The organism is Immundisolibacter cernigliae (genome assembly GCF_001697225.1).
In the GTDB taxonomy this organism is placed as follows: Bacteria; Pseudomonadota; Gammaproteobacteria; order Immundisolibacterales; family Immundisolibacteraceae; genus Immundisolibacter; species Immundisolibacter cernigliae.
Genome location: NZ_CP014671.1, coordinates 2,764,012 through 2,780,238, shown reverse-complemented (window position 1 = coordinate 2,780,238; position 16,227 = coordinate 2,764,012). Strand labels below are relative to the sequence as shown.

General features: G+C 68.4%; 18 protein-coding genes and 1 pseudogene. 10 read left to right on the top strand and 9 right to left on the bottom strand.

The features are described 5' to 3' along the window. Nucleotides 1–187: 187 nt before the first annotated feature. The 7 genes from PG2T_RS13185 to PG2T_RS13160 form a co-directional block, all read right to left on the bottom strand. Nucleotides 188–526 carry a hypothetical protein gene (locus PG2T_RS13185; protein ID WP_068806422.1) on the bottom strand — a complete coding sequence of 113 codons (339 nt, stop codon included), beginning with the start codon at nt 524–526 and terminating at the stop codon, nt 188–190. A gap of 37 nt (nt 527–563) precedes the next feature. Beyond that, nucleotides 564–1,079: a hypothetical protein gene (locus PG2T_RS16345; RefSeq protein WP_236953260.1), complete on the bottom strand. Its 516-nt coding sequence runs from the start codon at nt 1,077–1,079 to the stop codon at nt 564–566. 109 nt (nt 1,080–1,188) lie between these two features. Further along, nucleotides 1,189–1,773, bottom strand: a complete 585-nt coding sequence (locus tag PG2T_RS13180) for a response regulator transcription factor (protein WP_068806419.1) — start codon at nt 1,771–1,773, stop codon at nt 1,189–1,191. Between the two features lies 1 nt (nt 1,774). Beyond that, on the bottom strand, nt 1,775–3,013 hold the full coding sequence (locus PG2T_RS13175; RefSeq protein ID WP_068806415.1) for an ATP-binding protein: 1,239 nt from the start codon (nt 3,011–3,013) through the stop codon (nt 1,775–1,777). 90 nt (nt 3,014–3,103) lie between these two features. Beyond that, nucleotides 3,104–5,008 (bottom strand): cytochrome c/FTR1 family iron permease, encoded by a 1,905-nt coding sequence (locus tag PG2T_RS13170; protein ID WP_068806413.1) that lies wholly within the window; start codon nt 5,006–5,008, stop codon nt 3,104–3,106. Nucleotides 5,009–5,223: 215 nt separating this feature from the next. Then, nucleotides 5,224–6,333: a M29 family metallopeptidase gene (locus PG2T_RS13165; protein WP_068806410.1), complete on the bottom strand. Its 1,110-nt coding sequence runs from the start codon at nt 6,331–6,333 to the stop codon at nt 5,224–5,226. 26 nt (nt 6,334–6,359) lie between these two features. Further along, nucleotides 6,360–7,118, bottom strand: a complete 759-nt coding sequence (locus tag PG2T_RS13160) for an iron-containing redox enzyme family protein (RefSeq protein ID WP_068806407.1) — start codon at nt 7,116–7,118, stop codon at nt 6,360–6,362. A 192-nt stretch (nt 7,119–7,310) separates the two neighbouring features. On the opposite strand from PG2T_RS13160, the gene PG2T_RS15830 reads away from it, so the two are divergent. The 8 genes and pseudogenes from PG2T_RS15830 (at nt 7,311) to PG2T_RS13130 (ending at nt 12,355) form a co-directional block, all read left to right on the top strand. Further along, entirely contained in the window at nt 7,311–8,054 is a 744-nt protein-coding gene (locus PG2T_RS15830) for an aromatic ring-hydroxylating oxygenase subunit alpha (RefSeq protein ID WP_236953259.1), read from the top strand. An 81-nt stretch (nt 8,055–8,135) separates the two neighbouring features. Beyond that, complete coding sequence (locus PG2T_RS15825) at nt 8,136–8,765, top strand: SRPBCC family protein (RefSeq protein WP_083214932.1); 630 nt, start codon at nt 8,136–8,138, stop codon at nt 8,763–8,765. Then, nucleotides 8,765–9,259, top strand: coding sequence for an aromatic-ring-hydroxylating dioxygenase subunit beta (locus PG2T_RS13150; RefSeq protein WP_083214931.1), 495 nt, complete (start codon nt 8,765–8,767; stop codon nt 9,257–9,259). Before PG2T_RS15825 ends, PG2T_RS13150 begins: the two co-directional genes overlap by 1 nt. Before the next feature lie 20 nt (nt 9,260–9,279). Further along, nucleotides 9,280–9,804 (top strand): carboxymuconolactone decarboxylase family protein, encoded by a 525-nt coding sequence (locus PG2T_RS13145; protein ID WP_068806403.1) that lies wholly within the window; start codon nt 9,280–9,282, stop codon nt 9,802–9,804. Nucleotides 9,805–9,808: 4 nt separating this feature from the next. Then, nucleotides 9,809–10,693, top strand: coding sequence for an NAD(P)-dependent oxidoreductase (locus PG2T_RS13140; RefSeq protein WP_068806400.1), 885 nt, complete (start codon nt 9,809–9,811; stop codon nt 10,691–10,693). 79 nt (nt 10,694–10,772) lie between these two features. Then, a pseudogene (locus PG2T_RS17065) lies at nt 10,773–10,862 on the top strand (hypothetical protein); the annotation flags it as partial. A gap of 104 nt (nt 10,863–10,966) precedes the next feature. Further along, on the top strand, nt 10,967–11,731 hold the full coding sequence (locus PG2T_RS13135; protein WP_418268523.1) for a glucokinase: 765 nt from the start codon (nt 10,967–10,969) through the stop codon (nt 11,729–11,731). Nucleotides 11,732–11,845: 114 nt separating this feature from the next. After that, nucleotides 11,846–12,355 (top strand): BCAM0308 family protein, encoded by a 510-nt coding sequence (locus PG2T_RS13130; protein WP_068806397.1) that lies wholly within the window; start codon nt 11,846–11,848, stop codon nt 12,353–12,355. A gap of 77 nt (nt 12,356–12,432) precedes the next feature. Here the strand turns inward: PG2T_RS13130 and PG2T_RS13125 are convergent, their stop codons facing one another. Further along, complete coding sequence (locus PG2T_RS13125; RefSeq protein ID WP_145931095.1) at nt 12,433–12,816, bottom strand: hypothetical protein; 384 nt, start codon at nt 12,814–12,816, stop codon at nt 12,433–12,435. Between the two features lie 671 nt (nt 12,817–13,487). Here PG2T_RS13125 and PG2T_RS13120 point away from each other — a divergent pair. Beyond that, complete coding sequence (locus tag PG2T_RS13120; RefSeq protein WP_068806391.1) at nt 13,488–14,405, top strand: sulfotransferase domain-containing protein; 918 nt, start codon at nt 13,488–13,490, stop codon at nt 14,403–14,405. Nucleotides 14,406–14,445: 40 nt separating this feature from the next. Here the strand turns inward: PG2T_RS13120 and PG2T_RS13115 are convergent, their stop codons facing one another. Continuing rightward, nucleotides 14,446–15,669: a YihY family inner membrane protein gene (locus PG2T_RS13115; RefSeq protein WP_068808392.1), complete on the bottom strand. Its 1,224-nt coding sequence runs from the start codon at nt 15,667–15,669 to the stop codon at nt 14,446–14,448. 178 nt (nt 15,670–15,847) lie between these two features. On the opposite strand from PG2T_RS13115, the gene PG2T_RS13110 reads away from it, so the two are divergent. Continuing rightward, nucleotides 15,848–16,225, top strand: coding sequence for a group II truncated hemoglobin (locus PG2T_RS13110; protein ID WP_202816351.1), 378 nt, complete (start codon nt 15,848–15,850; stop codon nt 16,223–16,225). Nucleotides 16,226–16,227 lie beyond the last annotated feature (2 nt).

The following is a 16,227-nucleotide window of genomic DNA, read 5'->3' as shown; positions in this document are numbered from 1 at the left end:
GGCGCCACCCACCGGGAGCTTGCACAAGAACGCGAGCACTGTCCCGGCGACGAGAACCGTCGCGCCGTCCAGACAATTGACCACCACCGCGCCACCGAATGCTCGGACCCCGAGCGTGTTCGTGGGCAACCCCTCCTCGTCGCTGGCGCCGGCAAAGGGCCGCGCCAGAAGGCGCGGCCCGTCCCGATCACGGCTTGGGAGGCTGCGCCTCGTCCTGGCCCGCACTGCCGGCGGCCCCACCCTGCACACCATCACCCATCCAGCCGCCGTCCATCATGCCCATGCAGTCCTGCATGCGCTTGCGCATGGCGGCGCGGTCGGTGGCGTCAATCACGCCGTCCTTGTTGGCGTCCATGCGGGCGAAGCGCGCCTCGGCGTGCTTGAGGAACTCCTCCTTGCTCACCTTCTGGTCGCCCTCGCCCATCATCATCCCGTGCATGCCCATCCCCATCTTGCCCTGCGCCAGGGCGCTGCCCGAGCACGCCAGGGCAGCCGTCAGGGTCCATGCCAAAGGTCGTATGTTCATTGCAGATCACTCCTGCGGGGCCGCTGGCCCCGTCGATTTACCAAGCTATCAAGGCGGTACCGGCACCCGCCTTGCCCATCCACGTGACCACGGGTGCGGATTGCGCCGACCCGACCGGATACATCACCTCATCCCAGACCTTGCGTCGATGACGAAAACCGCGTGCCCCCGAAACTGCCGGCGTGACCTCGGCGAAGCGAAAATCATTGCCGAATGGACAACCGGACCGTCTTGGCGTGGTTTCGCACACTTTAGAACCTGTGTCCCGGGCACAGGTCCAGCCAACAACAGATCGCATTTGATCGGGATCAACTGCCGACGAAACGAGACGCCGGGACTCGGATTCGTCGCAGACACGCTGCGAGCCCAGGCTCACCACCAGCGGCAGCTCCAGAGCGGCGGCGGCGCGCACCGTGTCGCCGGTCAGCACGCCCAGGCCGCGGGCGTAGGCGGGATGGCGCTTTCCAGCGCGATTTCCATGGCGAAATACGCCGCGCGCGACGGTTGCGAGCGACTCGCCGCGCGATTGTCGCCCCGCGGGCCGGTTGCGCACTTCAGAAGCCGTGACCGACTCACGAAATTACGCAACGACCATGCAACCGGCGGCGTTTGATCGCCATCATCGCCACACCGTCGCAGCCGGGCCGTCCACGGCCGCACGATCACAGGCTGCCGCTGCGCTTGCCCAGCTTGCGCTGCAGGGTGCGCCGGTGCATGCGCAGCGCCCGCGCGGCAGCCGACACGTTGCCGTCGCAGTCCTTGAGCACGCGCTGGAGGTGTTCCCACTCCACGCGCCGCACCGAAGGCGGCTCGGCCGGTAGCGGCGAGATGGCCGGCAAGGCCGCATCACCGGCATCGAATGCCCGCACCACGGCATCGGCGTCCACCGGCTTGGCCAGGTAGTAGGTGGCGCCGAGCTTGATGGCGTCGATGGCAGTCGGGATGCTGGCGTAGCCGCTGAGCACCACGATGCGCACCTGCGGCAGTCGCTCCCGCAGCAAGGGCACCAGCTCCAGCCCGCTGCCGTCCGGCAGGCGCAGGTCGAGCACGGCGTGGCTGACGCGCAGCTGCGGCAGCAGCTCGCGCGCTTGTGCGACGCTGGCGGCCAGCGTGACCTGAAAGCCGCGCCGGCCCAGCGCCGTTGCCAGCACCCGGCCGAACACGGGATCGTCGTCGACCAGCAGCAGTTCGGCCGCAGTCGGCGATGTCGGCTGCAACGCGGACGGCGCCGCGGCGTGGTCCCTCATCTCAGGCCGCCAGAGCTGCCAGCGGCAGCGACACGTGCGCCAGCGTTCCGCCGCCATCCCGCGGTGCGATCACCAGACGACCGCCCAGGCGTTCGATCACGGCGCGCGCCAGATACACGCCAAGGCCCAGACCGCCCTGCTTGCCGGTGACGAACGGCTGTCCCAGGCGTGGCGCCAGTTCGCTCGGGATGCCCGCCCCGCGGTCGGCGACTTCCAACAGCACCGCCTGCCCGTCCCAGCGCGCGCACAGATCGACCGCGGCGCTGGCATCGGCGGCGTTGTCGAGCAGACTGCACAGTGCCTGACGCAGGGTTTCGTCGACAACCACCTGCGGCGGCTCGCCGGGGCCCAAGCACGACAGGTGGACGCGAGACTGCGGCCGGGTCTGCTGCCAGGTGTCCACCAGCGTGCGCAGCCAGATCTCGAGGCCCAGTCGTCCGCCTCCTTCCGCCCGCCCCTGTCCGGTGACGGTGAGGTTGCGCGTCAGCACCTCGCGGCAGCGCTCGATCTGCCGCGACAGAAGGTCCAGATCGGCGCGCTGGTCCGCACCCGCGCCGGTCCGCAGCTCGCCGACCAGCACCGCCATGGTCGACAGCGGGGTGCTGAGTTCGTGCGCTGTGCCGGCGGCGAGCGCGCCCAGCGCGGCCAGTTGTTCGCTGCGCAGGGCGGCTTCGCGAAGCTGCGCCAGGTGCGCCTCGCGCGCCCGCAGGGCCGCCGCCAGACGCGCCACGAAGGTCGCGATCACCAGCGCCGCCACCACCAGGCTCAGCCACATGCCCAGCAGGTGCAGGTCGAAACTGTCCCCCAGACTGCCGTGGTAATGCGGCAGTGGCCGGTAGGCGAACATCACCAGGCTGTAGCCGGCCACCACCAGCGCCGTCAGCCCGGCGGTGTGGCGCATCGGCAGCACCGTGGCAGCCACCGCCAGCGGCAGCAGGAACAGCGATGCGAACGGGTTGGCGTAGCCGCCGTTGAAGTAGAGGAAGGCCGTCAGGCCGACGATATCGAGCGCCAGCTGGGCGGTCAGCACCCAGGCCGAGGGTTCATCGCCCCGCCGGGCGTACCACCAGGCCAGCGTGTTCATGAAGGCCAGCGCGCCCAGGATCAGTCCGTCCATCGCCAGCGGCAGCTGCATGCCAAGACCGCCGGCCGCCAGCAGCACGGCCGCCGCCTGCGTGGCGAGCGCGACGCTGCGCAGGTGCACCAGCAGCAGGGCGCTGGAGGATGAGACAGTGGACATGAGCGCTGCTGCGGGACCGGGGGCGTTGCCGACCGGCCATTCTATCCACCGCCGCGCCGCCCCCCTGCGACACAGGGTCGCAGGGGGCATTCAGGACGTGCGGCGCTGGCGCAAGGACAGCCCGTAGTGCAGGGCAGCGCCGATGATCAGCACCGCCTGCGCCGCCAGACTCTGCACAGTCGGGTAAATACCCAGCAGGTCCACGCGCGGGAAGGCGACGCTGCTGATCGGCAAGGTGCCGGCTTCCTGCAGGGCAACGATGCCCTTGCCGACGAACACGATCGCCAGCACATACATCAGAAACGCACTGACGCCAAAGAACAGCCCCAGCGGCAGACGGGTGCTAAGACGCAGCAGGCCCCAGCTGACCACCGCCAGCACCAGCGCGCCGGACACCGCCCCGGCCAGCACCATGCTCTGGCCGGCCGGGGTGGTCTGCAACCACAGCGCCTGGAAGAACAGGATGGTCTCGAACACCTCCCGGTACACCGCGATGAAGGCCAGGAATGCGAGCAGCCACAACGATCGCCCGCCCAGGGAGCCAAGGTGCTGATTGATGTAGGCCTGCCAGCGATCGGCGTGCGACTTGTCGTGCAGCCAGAAGCCCATGTAAAACAGGATGCCGGCCGCCAGCAGGGCGATGAAGCCCTCGCTCAGTTCCCGTGCCGCGCCGCTGATAGAAATTACGTAGGCGGCCACCGCCCAGGTGGCAACGCCGGCCGCCAGCGCCCCGGCCCAGCCGATATGCAGGTAGCGATACGCCTCGTGCCGGCCAGCCTTGCCCAGGAAAGCGAACATGGCCGCCAGCACCAGCACCGCCTCCAGCCCCTCGCGCAGCAAAATGAAAAACGCGCTGGCAAAGGCCAGCTTGGCATCCAGATTGCCTGCCGCGAGCACCGTCTCGACCCGGTCCAGCGTCGCCAGCAGATCCTCATGCAACTGCCAGACATCCGCCGGTGAGCCGCTCGCGCGCAACGGCTCCCGATACGCCAGCATGCGTTTTTCGACTTCCAGCTTGAGCGCCGGATCGACCGCCTGCAGGGCCTGCTCCAGCGGCTCGAAGCCGTCCAGATAAGCGGCCAGGGCCTGCCGGTAGGCGCCCGCCCCGTCGCCGGCCCGATAGCTGGTCAGGCTTTGCGCAAGCAGCCGCCGCGCCAGGGCCAGCGATTCGCCACGACTGTTGCCCAGCGCCTGCGGCGCGCTGCGCAGATACGCGAGCACCTCGCCGGCCGGCGATGCGCCCACCTGATCCGGCACCGCGCCGGCCACCGCGGACAGGTCCATGAACTGCTCGCGGCAACACCCGTCCCGCCAAGCGGCCTCGCCGGCGTGGCGCGTCTCGGCGTCGTAGCGCAGACTGCCGACGTAGAAGGCCAGCGCCCAGCGATCCTGTTCCGACAAGGTTCCGAAACCGCTCATGGCGGTGCCGCTCACGCCATAGCTGATGGTGTTGTAGAGCATGGCCAGGCTCTGCGAACCCTGACGGACCGGATCGTGAAAATCGCTCGGCGGCGGCTCAAGACCCTGTCCGGCCGGGCCATCGCCGCGGCCCTGGGCGCCATGGCAGGCCGCACATTGCTCGGTATAGAGCTGCGCCGCCGCGGCGACGTCCGGCGCCCGTTGCGGGGCAAGACGCAACTCGTACAGCGCAGCGACGCGCGTCTTGAGCTGCGCCGCCAGGCCGGCCACCTCGGCGGCCGGCGCCTTGCCGTCCACGGCGCCGCGCAGGGCCGCGGCCTGCGCGGCAAGCTCGTCATGGCCTGGCTTTTGCGGCAGGCCGCCCATCAGCTCCACCACGCTGGCGGTAAATTCCTGCATCTCGGCGTACTCGGCCTCGCTGACCACCGCGCCGTCGACAACCGCGCCGCCGTAATCGACACCGATGTAATCGAGCAGGTGCACCAGGCGCCCGGCCGTTTCATCCTGCGCCAGCGCTCCGCGCACGGGCAGCGCCAACAGCATGCAAGCCAGCATCAGGGCAAGAAAACGTTGCATCGAAGGTCAGACCGTAGGTGTAGGCCGCAAAAGCGCGGACTCAATCATAAACGCGAATCATTATTGATTGTAGGCCGGCTGGCACAAAAAGCGGCGACCGGAATACATCGTCTTCGACCTGGAGAACCCGCGGTTCGGCTCTGAACTCAGTGCGGTGCAAGGACAGTCGCAGATGCCGTTTCCACGGACGCGCCTGTCACCTTCCTACCGCACCCTCAGACCCCCACGTTCGGATCGGCCTGCAACAGCCGGTCCGGATCGCCCCAGGCTGCGATACGCGCCCGAAACGCCGGATCATCCGCCAGCAGCAGGCGGCCGTGTTCCCACAGTGTCCTGCCGCCGAAGCGCACGGTGGGGTCCAGCAGCGGCATCGAGCCCTCGCCCGGCGGCGCCTGGCCGATGACGTGAAAGTGCGCCAGGCGCGGGTTGCCGTGAGCGTGCAGGATCCAGCCGAACATATCGTCCTGCGGACGCAGGTGCGTGAAGCACCCCGGATGCGTGCCCATGTGCCAGGAATTGACGATGTAGCCGTCCTTGTGGATTTCGGCGCCGGCCGTATCCAGGTACCGGCGCAGGGCGTCCACCGCAGCCGGCTCACCCTCGAAGTCCACCATGCGGCCGTTTTCCAGTGTCGCCAGCACCGGGCCCGGCAGGATCACGCCCCTGGCCTTCATGACGCGGATGGTGGACGGCGTCACCCAGCGGATGGCCAGCCGGCCACTCGCCTCAAGGCACGAATAAACCGCCGTCACGCTGAGCGGGAAGGTGCGCAGCGTGAAGCTGTCGACCGCCGCCGGCGCGGCCGGTTTGGGATGCAGCGGCGCGCGCAGGTCGGTGCCCAGCGGGCAGGTGACCTGGTAGTCACCGGCCGCCGCCAGCTGCGGCGCCAGGGCTTTCAGTATCTCGGCGCTGACCTGAAACGGGATGCGCGCGTACTCGGAGCCGAGCTGATCCCAGGTGGTCAGCGGATTCATCACCTTCTGGCCCCGGCCCTCGAACGGCACCAGGCGCAGCACCGCCGCCATCAGGTGATTCAGCAGCGTCACGTCGGCCTGGCTCACCGCGGCCAGCAGGGTGCGCGGTACATCGTCCGGACCGCTGATGGCGTCGGCCCACAGCACGTGGACCCGCGCGCCCAGCTTGCGTGCCTCGTCCTGGATGATGGCGGCCACGGGCGGGTCCACCAGGCCGTTTTCGTTCACGATCATCAACTCAGTGCCGCGTTTGACCTCGCAGCAGTTCACCAGCAGGTTGCGCGCGCCCTCGCGCACCTGCGCCTCGCTGCACAGGCGTGGTGTGGTCCGAAAATCGATTTCCTTGATCATGCCTATGGCGGGTTCCTCACGGCGGGTCAGGCAGCGGTGACAGCCGGGGCTTCGTCGGCCCGGTAGTAGTAATCCAGCCAGTGCTCGCCGAGCACCAGCATGGTCTTGTGCACCACCGAGCGCAGCTGCGCCTGCAACGCCCGGTCCGCGGCCGGAACCTTCTGTTCCAGGATGAACAGGCCGTCGTTGCCGTGCTGCATCTCGACCTCGCCGCCGTGCCAGACCAGCCAGTCGAGCGCCTCGCCGTCGAGGCCATAGTGCTGCTCGCAGCCTTTCCACAGCGGGTGGATGATGCTGGGCACCAGCGCCTCGATGCCGACCGCGAACGCCGCGATGCCTTCCAGCCACGGCTGGTTGTAGGCGTACAGCAGCTGCCAGTTGCGCAGGTGCCAGGCATAGGGCAGCGCCTCCCAGGCCGTTTCCGGGCCGTTGAATATCCGGTCACCCGGACCGCCCAGGGCATTGACCGTCTGCGACAGCGCGAAGGCGTGGTTCCACTCGGTGTAGGCGTTCTCCAGCAATTTGGTCTTGATCGGGTGCTCGTAGTGCGGCGTGCGGGCGGCCAGACTGGCCACCACGCCAGGGGTAGTGATCACCGTCCAGCACAGGTCGGCGAAGAACCGGCGCAGCTTGTGGACCGGAAAGGTGCCGGCGGCCACCTGGGCGATGAACGGGTGCGCCACCGCCCTGGCACGAATCGGTTCGATGACCTCGGCGCGCAGCTCGACCAGCCAGTCGGCTTTCAGGTCACGCAGGTAATCGGGGGCGTGTACGGCCTGGTCCATCGTCGTCTCCGTCCTCGGGATGAAGCGGCCATTCTTCGCGCTTGTGCCGGCCCGGAATTGATGATCGTCAAGGCGGCGGCACGTACTGGCGTCAAACCCTAACGGCCGTTCATAATGGCCGCCGTTTCAAGCACGCACCAGCTCCCGGCGACGCCGACCGGCCGCGGGTGCGCACCACAAGCCGAGGGGGAAATGAACCGACCTGTAGAACGGCCCGTGCCGGCCGCAGGCCCGGTCGATTTCGATCGTTACATCGACGATCGCATCGACGAGGGCCAGTTCGCCGTCCACCGCGACATATTCCGCGACGAGTTCCTGTTCGAGCTGGAGATGAAGTACATCTTCGAGTCGAACTGGGTGTTCCTGTGCCACGCTTCGCAGCTGCCCAAGCCGCATGATTTTTTCAGCACTCACATCGGCCGCCAGCCGGTGCTGGTCACGCGCAATGCCGCTGGCGAGCTGAAAGCCTTCCTGAACACCTGTACGCACAAGGGCTCGCTGGTGTGCCTGAATCGCAGCGGCAACCGCAAGTTCCACAGTTGCACCTATCACGGCTGGACCTTCGACACGAATGGCCGCTGCGTGTCGATCAAGGACCACACCGACGCCGCCTACACGCCAGCCTTCGAGGCGCACAGTCACGATTTGCAGGCCGTGCCGAAACTGGCCGAATACCGCGGCTGGATTTTCGGCAGCCTGAATGCAGATGTGGTGCCGCTGGAGCAGCACCTGGGCGACGCGCGGGTGTTCATCGACCTGCTGGTCGAGCAGGCGCCGGATGGCATGGAACTGGTGCGCGGCAACGCCAGCTATACCTTTCCGGGCAACTGGAAAATGCAGGTCGAGAACTGCCTGGACGGCTACCACCTGAACATCGCCCACAAGGGCTTCATCGAGATCACCCGCCGGCGCATCGCGCGTGCAGGGGCGGCCTAGGCGCTTGATGTCTGCCAGCAGCGCCAGCAAAGGCGCATCGCGCGTGCAGGGGCGGCCTACAAGGGGCCGGACATCGAGGCCATGTTCGGCATCAACCTGAAAACCGGCAGCTTTGGCCTCAAGAACGGCCATGCGCTGTTCTTCACCGAAAACCCGGCGCCGGAGTTTCGCCCGCTGTGGCCGCAGCGCGAGCAGATCGCCGCGCGCCTGGGGGCCGGGCGGGCCAAATGGCTGCTGCAATACGGGCGCAACCTGACCATTTTTCCGAACGTGCAGTGCACCGACAACGCCGTGATTGGCCAGTTCCGCGTGCTGCGTCCGCTGGCCACGGATCTGACCGAAATGGAGATCTACTGCTGGGTGCCGGTCGGTGAGCCGCCTGCCGCGCGCCGCCAGCGTCTGCGCCAGTACGAGGACTTCTTCAACATCAGCTCCACCGGCACGCCGGACGACTTCGGCGCCTACCGAAACTGCCAGGAGGGCATGCAGGCACGCGCGGTCGAGTGGCTGCAGGGCCACGGCCGCGGCCTGGGGCGCATGGTGCGCGGCGCCAACGACTATGCCCGCGAGCTGGGCATAGAACCCGAAACCAGCAGCGAAGGGTCACTGAACATGTCCGACGAGACGCTGTTCCACGCCAACTACCGGCAGTGGCTGCGCCTGATGAAGGACGGCCAGCGACGCGAACTGGCCGCCGGGGAGGCCCGCTGATGGTCAGTCCCGAACTGCACATGGCCGCCGCCGCGGCGGTCTTTCGCGAAGCCGACTGCCTGGACCGCTGGCAGTGGCAGGACTGGCTGGACATGTTCACCGACGACTGCGAGTTCTGGTGCCCGGCCTGGGTGGATGAGGAGACCCTGGGCGACGACCCGGACCGATACGTGTCGTTCTTCTACCTTGCCGGCCGCGCGGCGCTCGGCGACCGGGTGTTTCGGGTCGAATCGGGCCTGACGCCCTTCGTCACGCCCCTGCCGCGCACCTGCCACGTCATCAGCAACGTGCACGTCACGGCGCCGGACGCCACGCAGCTGCAGGTCAGCAGCCATTGGCAGACCAGTACCTACCACCGGCGCCAGACCGTGCACCTGTTCGGTTTTTACGACCACACGCTGGTGCGCGACGGCGAGCGCTGGCGCATCGCGCGCAAGAAGATCACGCTGCTGAACGACCATCTCGATTTGCCGATCGATTTCAATCAGATCTGACCACAACCGGAGGGGAAGCCATGGCCAAGACCAACGATCCGCGCATGCAAAAGGCGCTCGAAATGCTGCACGCCATCGAGGACAAGGACGCCGCCGACGCCGTCGTCAGCGTGCTGAACGAGCTGGCGCCCGACTACGCCAAAGCCACCGTCGCCTATGCCTTTGGCGACACCTACGCGCGCACCAAGCAGCTGGCGCTGCGCGACCGCGAGATCACCACCATCGCCGCCCTGGCCGCCATGGGCAACGCCCTGCCGCAGCTGAAGGTGCACATCCGCAGCGGCCTGAAGGTGGGTCTGTCGCAACAGGAAATCGTCGAGATCATCGGCCATGTGGGCGTCTATGCCGGCTTTCCGGCCGCTGCCAACGCCTATTTCGCGATGAAGGAAGCGCTCGCCGAGAGCGCCGCGGCGCGCCAGGCGGCGGCTGCCAAGGGCGACCCTGGCAAGCCCGCTGCCGGCAAAATCAAATCCGTGAAGGCGAAGCCCAGCAAGGCCGCTCCTGCCGCCAAGGCCAAGCCGGCGAAGGCCGGCAAGAAGGGCTGAGGGCATGAAACCGGTGCTCGGTTTCATCGGCCTGGGCACCATGGGCCTGCCCATGTCCGGCCATCTGGCGCGTGCCGGGTATCGGGTGCTCGGTTACGACCCGTCGGCTTCGGCGCTTTCCGCGGCGGTGGAACAGGGCATCACGGCCTGCGCCGACGCGGCCGTCGTCGGGCAGGGCGCGCAGATCGTGTTCACCTGCCTGCCGAGCCAGAAAGTCGTCCGCGCCACGGTGGATGCCCTGCTGGGCACCCTGCAGCCGGGCGGCGCCATCGTCGATTGCAGCACCATCAGCCCGCAGCTGGCCGGCGAGCTGGAGCAGGACGCGGCACGCCACGACATCGGCTTTCTGGACGCGCCGCTGAGCGGCGCCGGAGCCGGGGCGCAAGCGGCGACACTCGGCATCATGGTCGGCGGCGAGGCAGCCCTGTTCGAACGTGCGCAGCCGCTGCTGGCGTTGATGGGCAAGCACATCTTTCACCTGGGACCGGCCGGCAGCGGCCAGACCGCCAAGCTGTGCCAGAACCTGATTCTGGTCTCCACGCTGTCGGGCGTCATGGAGTCGATCGCCCTGGGCCGGGCGGTCGGCATCGAGCCGCAGCGCCTGCTGGAGGTGATGGACACCTGCCTGGCGCCGACGCGGGTCATGGAGGTGCTGGTCAAGCCCAAGTTCGACGGCCGCGCACCGTTCGACCACAGCACCGACGGTCTGACCATGATCTGCAAGGACATCACCCTGGTGCGCGAGCTGGCCGAGCGGGTGGGTGTGCACCTGCCGGTTGGCAGCCGCATCCAGAGCCTGTATGCGCAGGCGGTGGAAAAGGGTCATGGCCGCAAGGACCTGCTGGCCTGGTACGAGCTGATCGAACAGGGCGTGTTCGAGGCCGGCTGAGCGGTTCATTCCCTGGCCATCGGCCCCGTTGCCGGTGGCACACTGGCGCTGGCGACAGGACACCGGGACAGGCAATCGCATGGATCTGCTGGCGGGCGACATCGGCGGCACCAAGACGCTTCTGCTGCGCGGGCGCTGGCAGGCCGGGCGGCTGGAAACACTGGCCGAGGCGCGCTTCGACAGCGCCGCCTATCCCGATCTGGCCGACATCGTGCGCGAATTCCTGGCCGGCGCGCCGCCCCCGAGTCGGCCTGCTTCGCGGTGGCCGGTCCAGTGCAACCGGCGCCCGGCGGCGGAACCCAGACGCGCATCACCAACCTGCCGTGGTTGCTCGACAGCACCCAGCTCGCCCTGGCACTTGGCATCGGGCAGGTCACCCTTATCAACGACCTGGCAGCCGTCGGCCACGGCATCGGCATGCTCTCGGCCACCGACGTCCTGACCGTGCAGGCGGGCCAGCCGCAGACCGACGCACTGCGCGCGGTCATGGGTATCGGCACCGGCCTTGGCATGGCGCTGGTCCTGCCTGGCCGCAGCGGTGCGCAGGTCTTCCCGAGCGAGGGCGGACACGTCGATTTCGCACCGCTGGATGAACAGCAGGTGCGGCTGCGTGAGTTCGCCCGCCAGCAGCTTGGAATCGACCGCGTGTCCTTCGAGCGGCTGGCGGCAGGTCCGGGCTTGGCGCTCATTCACGCGTTTCTGGGCGGCGCGGCGCTGGACACGCCGACCATCGCCGCCGCTGCCGCCGCGGGCGATGCGATTGCACGCGAAACACTGCAGCTTTTCGCCAGGCTGTGCGGTGCGGTGGCCGGCAACCTTGCGCTCACCTGCCTGCCATTCGGTGGCCTCTACCTGACCGGCGGTGTGGTGCAGAAGAATCAGCCGCTGTTCTCGAGCCCGGCGTTTGTGGACGCCTTCCACGCCAAGGGACGCATGGCCGGGCTGCTGCGCCGGATGCCGCTGCACGTGATCGGCGAACCGCGAGTCGGTCTGTTGGGCGCGGCCGCTCATGCAGCACCCCGCGGCGATCGCGAGTAAGTTCATGGAAGCGCGCGTCGGGCCGGTTGAGTACGGTCAACGCAGCAACCCGGGACCACCGCTAGGGTGTGAAGCGTGCGCTCTCGGGCGCCCACCACCATCGCGGAGCGAGTCATGACCGGACCCCACAAAACCCCCGACGTCCCCCACCACGGCCACCACGACCGGCCGGGCCTGCAGCAGGGGCACGACCCCTACCTGGCGCGCCAGAAGCTGTCCGAACCCAGCGTCTGCGGCGACTGCGGCGTGGTCTGGCACGGCGGGCACTGGCAGTGGCTGGCGCGGCCGGCCGATGCCGCCGAGGTGCTGTGCCCGGCCTGCCAGCGTGTACGCGACCGGGTGCCGGCCGGCTACCTGACACTGAGCGGTGCGTTTCTGTCCGCGCACCGCGAGGAGATCGGGCACCTGATAGACAACCACACCCAGCGACAGACGGCGGAGCATCCGCTGCAGCGCATCATGGCCCGCGAGGACACCGAGGGCGGCCTGCTGATCACCACCACCGACGCCCACCTGGCGCGCGGCCTGGGCGAGGCCGTGCATCACGCCTATCGTGGTGACCTCGATTATCACTACGCCGACGACGACACCACGCTGCGCGTGCACTGGCACCGCGAGGCCTGAGCCGGCCCGCGACCGGCCGCCGGCAGCGCGATTGGGCGGACTGGATTGGGCCGCAGCGGCCAATGACCTTGCCGTGTTCAGCGACCTGGCTGGTCCGGTCCTGGCGATGGCAGCGGCTTGGGCGCCGCCTGCTCAAGCTCGCGAAACAGACGCTGACGCTGCACCCGCTGCGCGTCCTGCGCCGTCGGGGCAGGTGTGGTGGCGCCGCGCTGGCGCTCGCCGGCCGTATCGCGCAGCGTCTCGTAAAGTTTCGCGTCGGCATCGCGGACACAGGTGGCCTGCTGCTGCGTGCGCGCGCAGTCCTGCAAGGCTCGCGTGTGTCGGGCGCGGGCTTCCATCTCGGCCTGTTGGATGTCGGCGGCTGGCTTGGCCGGGTTCTGAACCGTCGGCGGTGCCGCCCCTGCGCCCTGCAGGGCGCAGGCCACCATCAACAGCGGCAGCGCGATCAAACCCACCTTCACGCCACGCATCGCCCGGTCATGCACAGGGCAAGCGCGGCAGGCAAACCGCGCCGCGGCTCGTTGGCGTCACGTCCAGCACGCTCCAGAGCGGCCGGATCAGGTCGACGTGACGACTGTGCAGGCCCGATGGGCAGTCGACTGCCCCAAGTCTGAAACATGCCCATGAACGCTGTTCTCCGGCGTGGCGCGAGCGGTCGGTCGAGCGCTCTGGAATGCTACGCGACCCAAGGCGCACACGCTTATGACGGCTGCCAATCAACTGCCCCGTTCGCCGGCCCTCGAGCCGGCCACCGTACCGGCAAGCGGCCGATCCGCCACTCAATGAGGGTGGGCCGGGGCAGATGAGCGATGCCAGCGGGCAGATGCTCACGCCGGGCAAGTGCGCCGGCTTCCCGGCCAGTGTGGCCGATGGCCATCATCCGATCCACCGACGCTCAGCGTCGGCCTTTTTTCTGGAGGCAGGCGATCGCCTGCCGGGTGATGCCGGGCATTATTCCGAGGGAAGCGCTCAATGAATCCATCCTGGATGTCTGGACGTTCGCCACCTGGACAAACCGGGTAGGCGCAGCTTCGCCGCGCGATGGTCGCCCGGCACAGCCGGGCTCCTGGGGGTTTCCGATGGTTTGAAGGGCGTGGCCGAAACGTTTCAATCCGCTACATAGGATCCCGACATGCTCCAATCGCGCGACGGCTGGCCGGTGAAGACCCGTGAGCTGCACAACCACCATTTCGATTCCACGGCCTGGAACGACTTTGCCTTTCGTGACGACGACATCGTCATCGCCACCTATGCCAAGGCCGGCACCACCTGGACGCAGCAGATCGTCGGCCAGCTGGTGTTCGGCGGCGCCGAAGAGGTGCCGGTGCACGACATCTCGCCGTGGCTGGATCTGCGCGCGCCGCCGACCGCCGTCAAGCACGCCCTGCTGGCGGCGCAGACGCACCGGCGCTTCATCAAGACCCATCTGCCGGTCGATGCGCTGGTGTACTCGCCACGCGCCAAGTACCTCTACATCGGCCGCGACGGACGTGACGTGGCGGTGAGTCTTTACAACCACCACGCCAGCGCCACGGAGGGCTGGTTCCGGATGCTGAACGACACGCCGGGCCGCGTCGGTCCGCCCATGCCGCCGCCGGCCGCAAGCGCCGGCGAGGCCTTCGACACCTGGCTGGAGCAGGACGGCGCGCCGTTCTGGCCGTTTTTTTCCAGCGTGCGCTCGTGGTGGCAAATCCGCCATCTGCCGAACCTGCTGTTCGTGCACTACGCCGACATGAAGCGCGACCTGGAGGGCCAGATGCGGCGCATCGCCGATTTTCTGGGCATCGCACTGAGCCCCGCGCAATGGACGGCCGCCGTCGAACATTGCTCGTTCGACTACATGCGCGCCCACGGCGAGCAGACCGTGCCGGCCGGCGGGGCGATGTGGCGGGGCGGGGCGGCGTCCTTCCTGCACAGCGGCCAGGCCGGGCGCTGGCGCGAACTGCTGACGCCGCAACAGGCCGCCGCCTACGAGCGGCGCGCGGTGCTGGAGCTGGGCGCCGAGTGTGCGCAGTGGCTGGCCCAGGGCACCGGGGCCGATGCCCGGTGAGAAAACGCCGCATGCGGCTTTTGCGCGTCGCCGCGGACACTCACCCGCGCAGATCCTTACCCAGGCAGTCCTGCACCGGGCGACCGAGTACCTCGTCGTTGAACAGGCTGCCCGGCAGCAGGCCGGCGCGTGCAGCCGCCTCGCGGTCCAGGAGCAGATGATCGACCAAGGGTCGCAGCGTCGCGACCTGCGGATCGATCAACAGCACCCAACGGACCCGTCGGTGTTGTGCGGACCTGACCTGGCCCACCCAGCCGAGGGCCTCCAGCGACTGCAACACACCCTCCAGGCGCTGCGGATCGGCGGCCAGGCCGCGCGCCAGTGTGGCCATATCGAGGCCACACAACGGCGGCTGGCGGGTGGCCGCCAGGCGGCACAGCACCTGCAAGGCGAGCAGAAAATCGCCTCCCACCGGCGCCGACCGGGCCATCACCCCGCTGCGCAGTGCCGGCAGCCAGGCCGCCACAATGGCGCCACCGAGCACCACCAGCCAGCTCCAGTAAATCCAGATCAGCGCCAGCGGCAGCGTGGCGAACGTGCCGTACACGGCGGCATAGGTCGGCAGACGGCCGATGTACCAGGCAAACAGACGGCTGGCGAGGTTGAAGGCCACCGCCGCCAGTACGCCGCCTGCCAGCGCATCGCGCCACAGCACCTCGGTATTGGGAACCACCCGATACACGACCGCCAGCAGCCCGCCCATGACCAGCCACGACACCAGCGTGCCAAGCAGGGCGGTGGCGCCGGGGATCGCGCCCAGCCAGCCGGACGACAGCGCAGCGGCCAGCGACAGCTGGCCGAGTGCGAAGGCCATCAGCAGCGGTCCGGCCGTCAGCCAGGCCCAGAACAGCATCACCCGCTGCAGGAACGGCCGGGGGCGCGACGTGCGCCAGATCAGATTCAGCGAGCGGTCCACCGTCAGCAGCAGCAGGGTGGCAGTCACCAGCAGGCCGATCACGCCGGCGGCACCGAGCCCGGCGGCTTTTTCCGCAAACTGGTTCAGATAGCCGAACACCGCCTCGGCAATGTTGGGCGGCAGCAAAGCCTGCGCAAACCAGTCCTGCAGGCGCCCGCGCAACTCGTCGAAGGCCGGAAAGGCCGTGAACACCGCCAGCATCACCGCCAGCAGCGGCACCAGCGAGATCACCGTCGTGAACGTGAGACTGGCGGCGGTCTGGGTGATGCGCTCCTGCGACAGGCGCCGGCCAATGAACCGCAGCCCGGCCAACAGCGCCCGAACCCGCGATGGGCTGGTAGTGGTCATGCGGCTACCGTAGCCGATTTGCGCGGTGCCGGGCCAATCGACGCCCTGAAAAGCGCCCGCTTGCGTGCCGCCGGCGCCCCGTCGCCGCACCGGCGAGGTTGACGCCGGTCAATTCGGGCGCCCGCCGCTGCGGCATAGTCGCCGCCCGACACCCCCACAGACGCGCGAGGTTCACGGCGTGAGCGACACCATGTACGACTGGATCGGCGGCGAGGCCACGGTCCGCAGGCTGGTCGACCGGTTCTACGAACTGCTGGATACCGATCCGGATGTGGCGACCATCCGCAAGATGCACAAGGATGATCTGGGCCCCGTGCGGCAGTCGCTGTTCGAGTACCTGTCCGGTTGGCTGGGCGGGCCGCCGCTGTTCATCCAGAAGCGTGGCAGCCCGTGCATCACCAAGGCGCACAAGCCGTTTCACATCGACGAGGCGGCCGCCGAGCAGTGGATGAAGTGCATGCGCCAGGCCATGATCGACGTCGGCATCGACGAGAAATACCGCCAGATGCTGGAGCCGGCCTTCGGGCGGGTGGCGCAGGCGCTGCGCAACGACTGATT

What these genes read in the sequence shown, in the direction of transcription:
- PG2T_RS13185 (WP_068806422.1), bottom strand. Translation starts at nt 526, where the DNA reads ATGAACATACGACCTTTGGCATGGACCCTGACGGCTGCCCTGGCGTGC.
- PG2T_RS13180 (WP_068806419.1), bottom strand. Translation starts at nt 1,773, where the DNA reads ATGAGGGACCACGCCGCGGCGCCGTCCGCGTTGCAGCCGACATCGCCG.
- PG2T_RS13175 (WP_068806415.1), bottom strand. Translation starts at nt 3,013, where the DNA reads ATGTCCACTGTCTCATCCTCCAGCGCCCTGCTGCTGGTGCACCTGCGC.
- PG2T_RS13170 (WP_068806413.1), bottom strand. Translation starts at nt 5,008, where the DNA reads ATGCAACGTTTTCTTGCCCTGATGCTGGCTTGCATGCTGTTGGCGCTG.
- PG2T_RS13165 (WP_068806410.1), bottom strand. Translation starts at nt 6,333, where the DNA reads ATGATCAAGGAAATCGATTTTCGGACCACACCACGCCTGTGCAGCGAG.
- PG2T_RS13160 (WP_068806407.1), bottom strand. Translation starts at nt 7,118, where the DNA reads ATGGACCAGGCCGTACACGCCCCCGATTACCTGCGTGACCTGAAAGCC.
- PG2T_RS15830 (WP_236953259.1), top strand. Translation starts at nt 7,311, where the DNA reads ATGAACCGACCTGTAGAACGGCCCGTGCCGGCCGCAGGCCCGGTCGAT.
- PG2T_RS15825 (WP_083214932.1), top strand. Translation starts at nt 8,136, where the DNA reads ATGTTCGGCATCAACCTGAAAACCGGCAGCTTTGGCCTCAAGAACGGC.
- PG2T_RS13150 (WP_083214931.1), top strand. Translation starts at nt 8,765, where the DNA reads ATGGTCAGTCCCGAACTGCACATGGCCGCCGCCGCGGCGGTCTTTCGC.
- PG2T_RS13145 (WP_068806403.1), top strand. Translation starts at nt 9,280, where the DNA reads ATGGCCAAGACCAACGATCCGCGCATGCAAAAGGCGCTCGAAATGCTG.
- PG2T_RS13140 (WP_068806400.1), top strand. Translation starts at nt 9,809, where the DNA reads ATGAAACCGGTGCTCGGTTTCATCGGCCTGGGCACCATGGGCCTGCCC.
- PG2T_RS13130 (WP_068806397.1), top strand. Translation starts at nt 11,846, where the DNA reads ATGACCGGACCCCACAAAACCCCCGACGTCCCCCACCACGGCCACCAC.
- PG2T_RS13120 (WP_068806391.1), top strand. Translation starts at nt 13,488, where the DNA reads ATGCTCCAATCGCGCGACGGCTGGCCGGTGAAGACCCGTGAGCTGCAC.
- PG2T_RS13115 (WP_068808392.1), bottom strand. Translation starts at nt 15,669, where the DNA reads ATGACCACTACCAGCCCATCGCGGGTTCGGGCGCTGTTGGCCGGGCTG.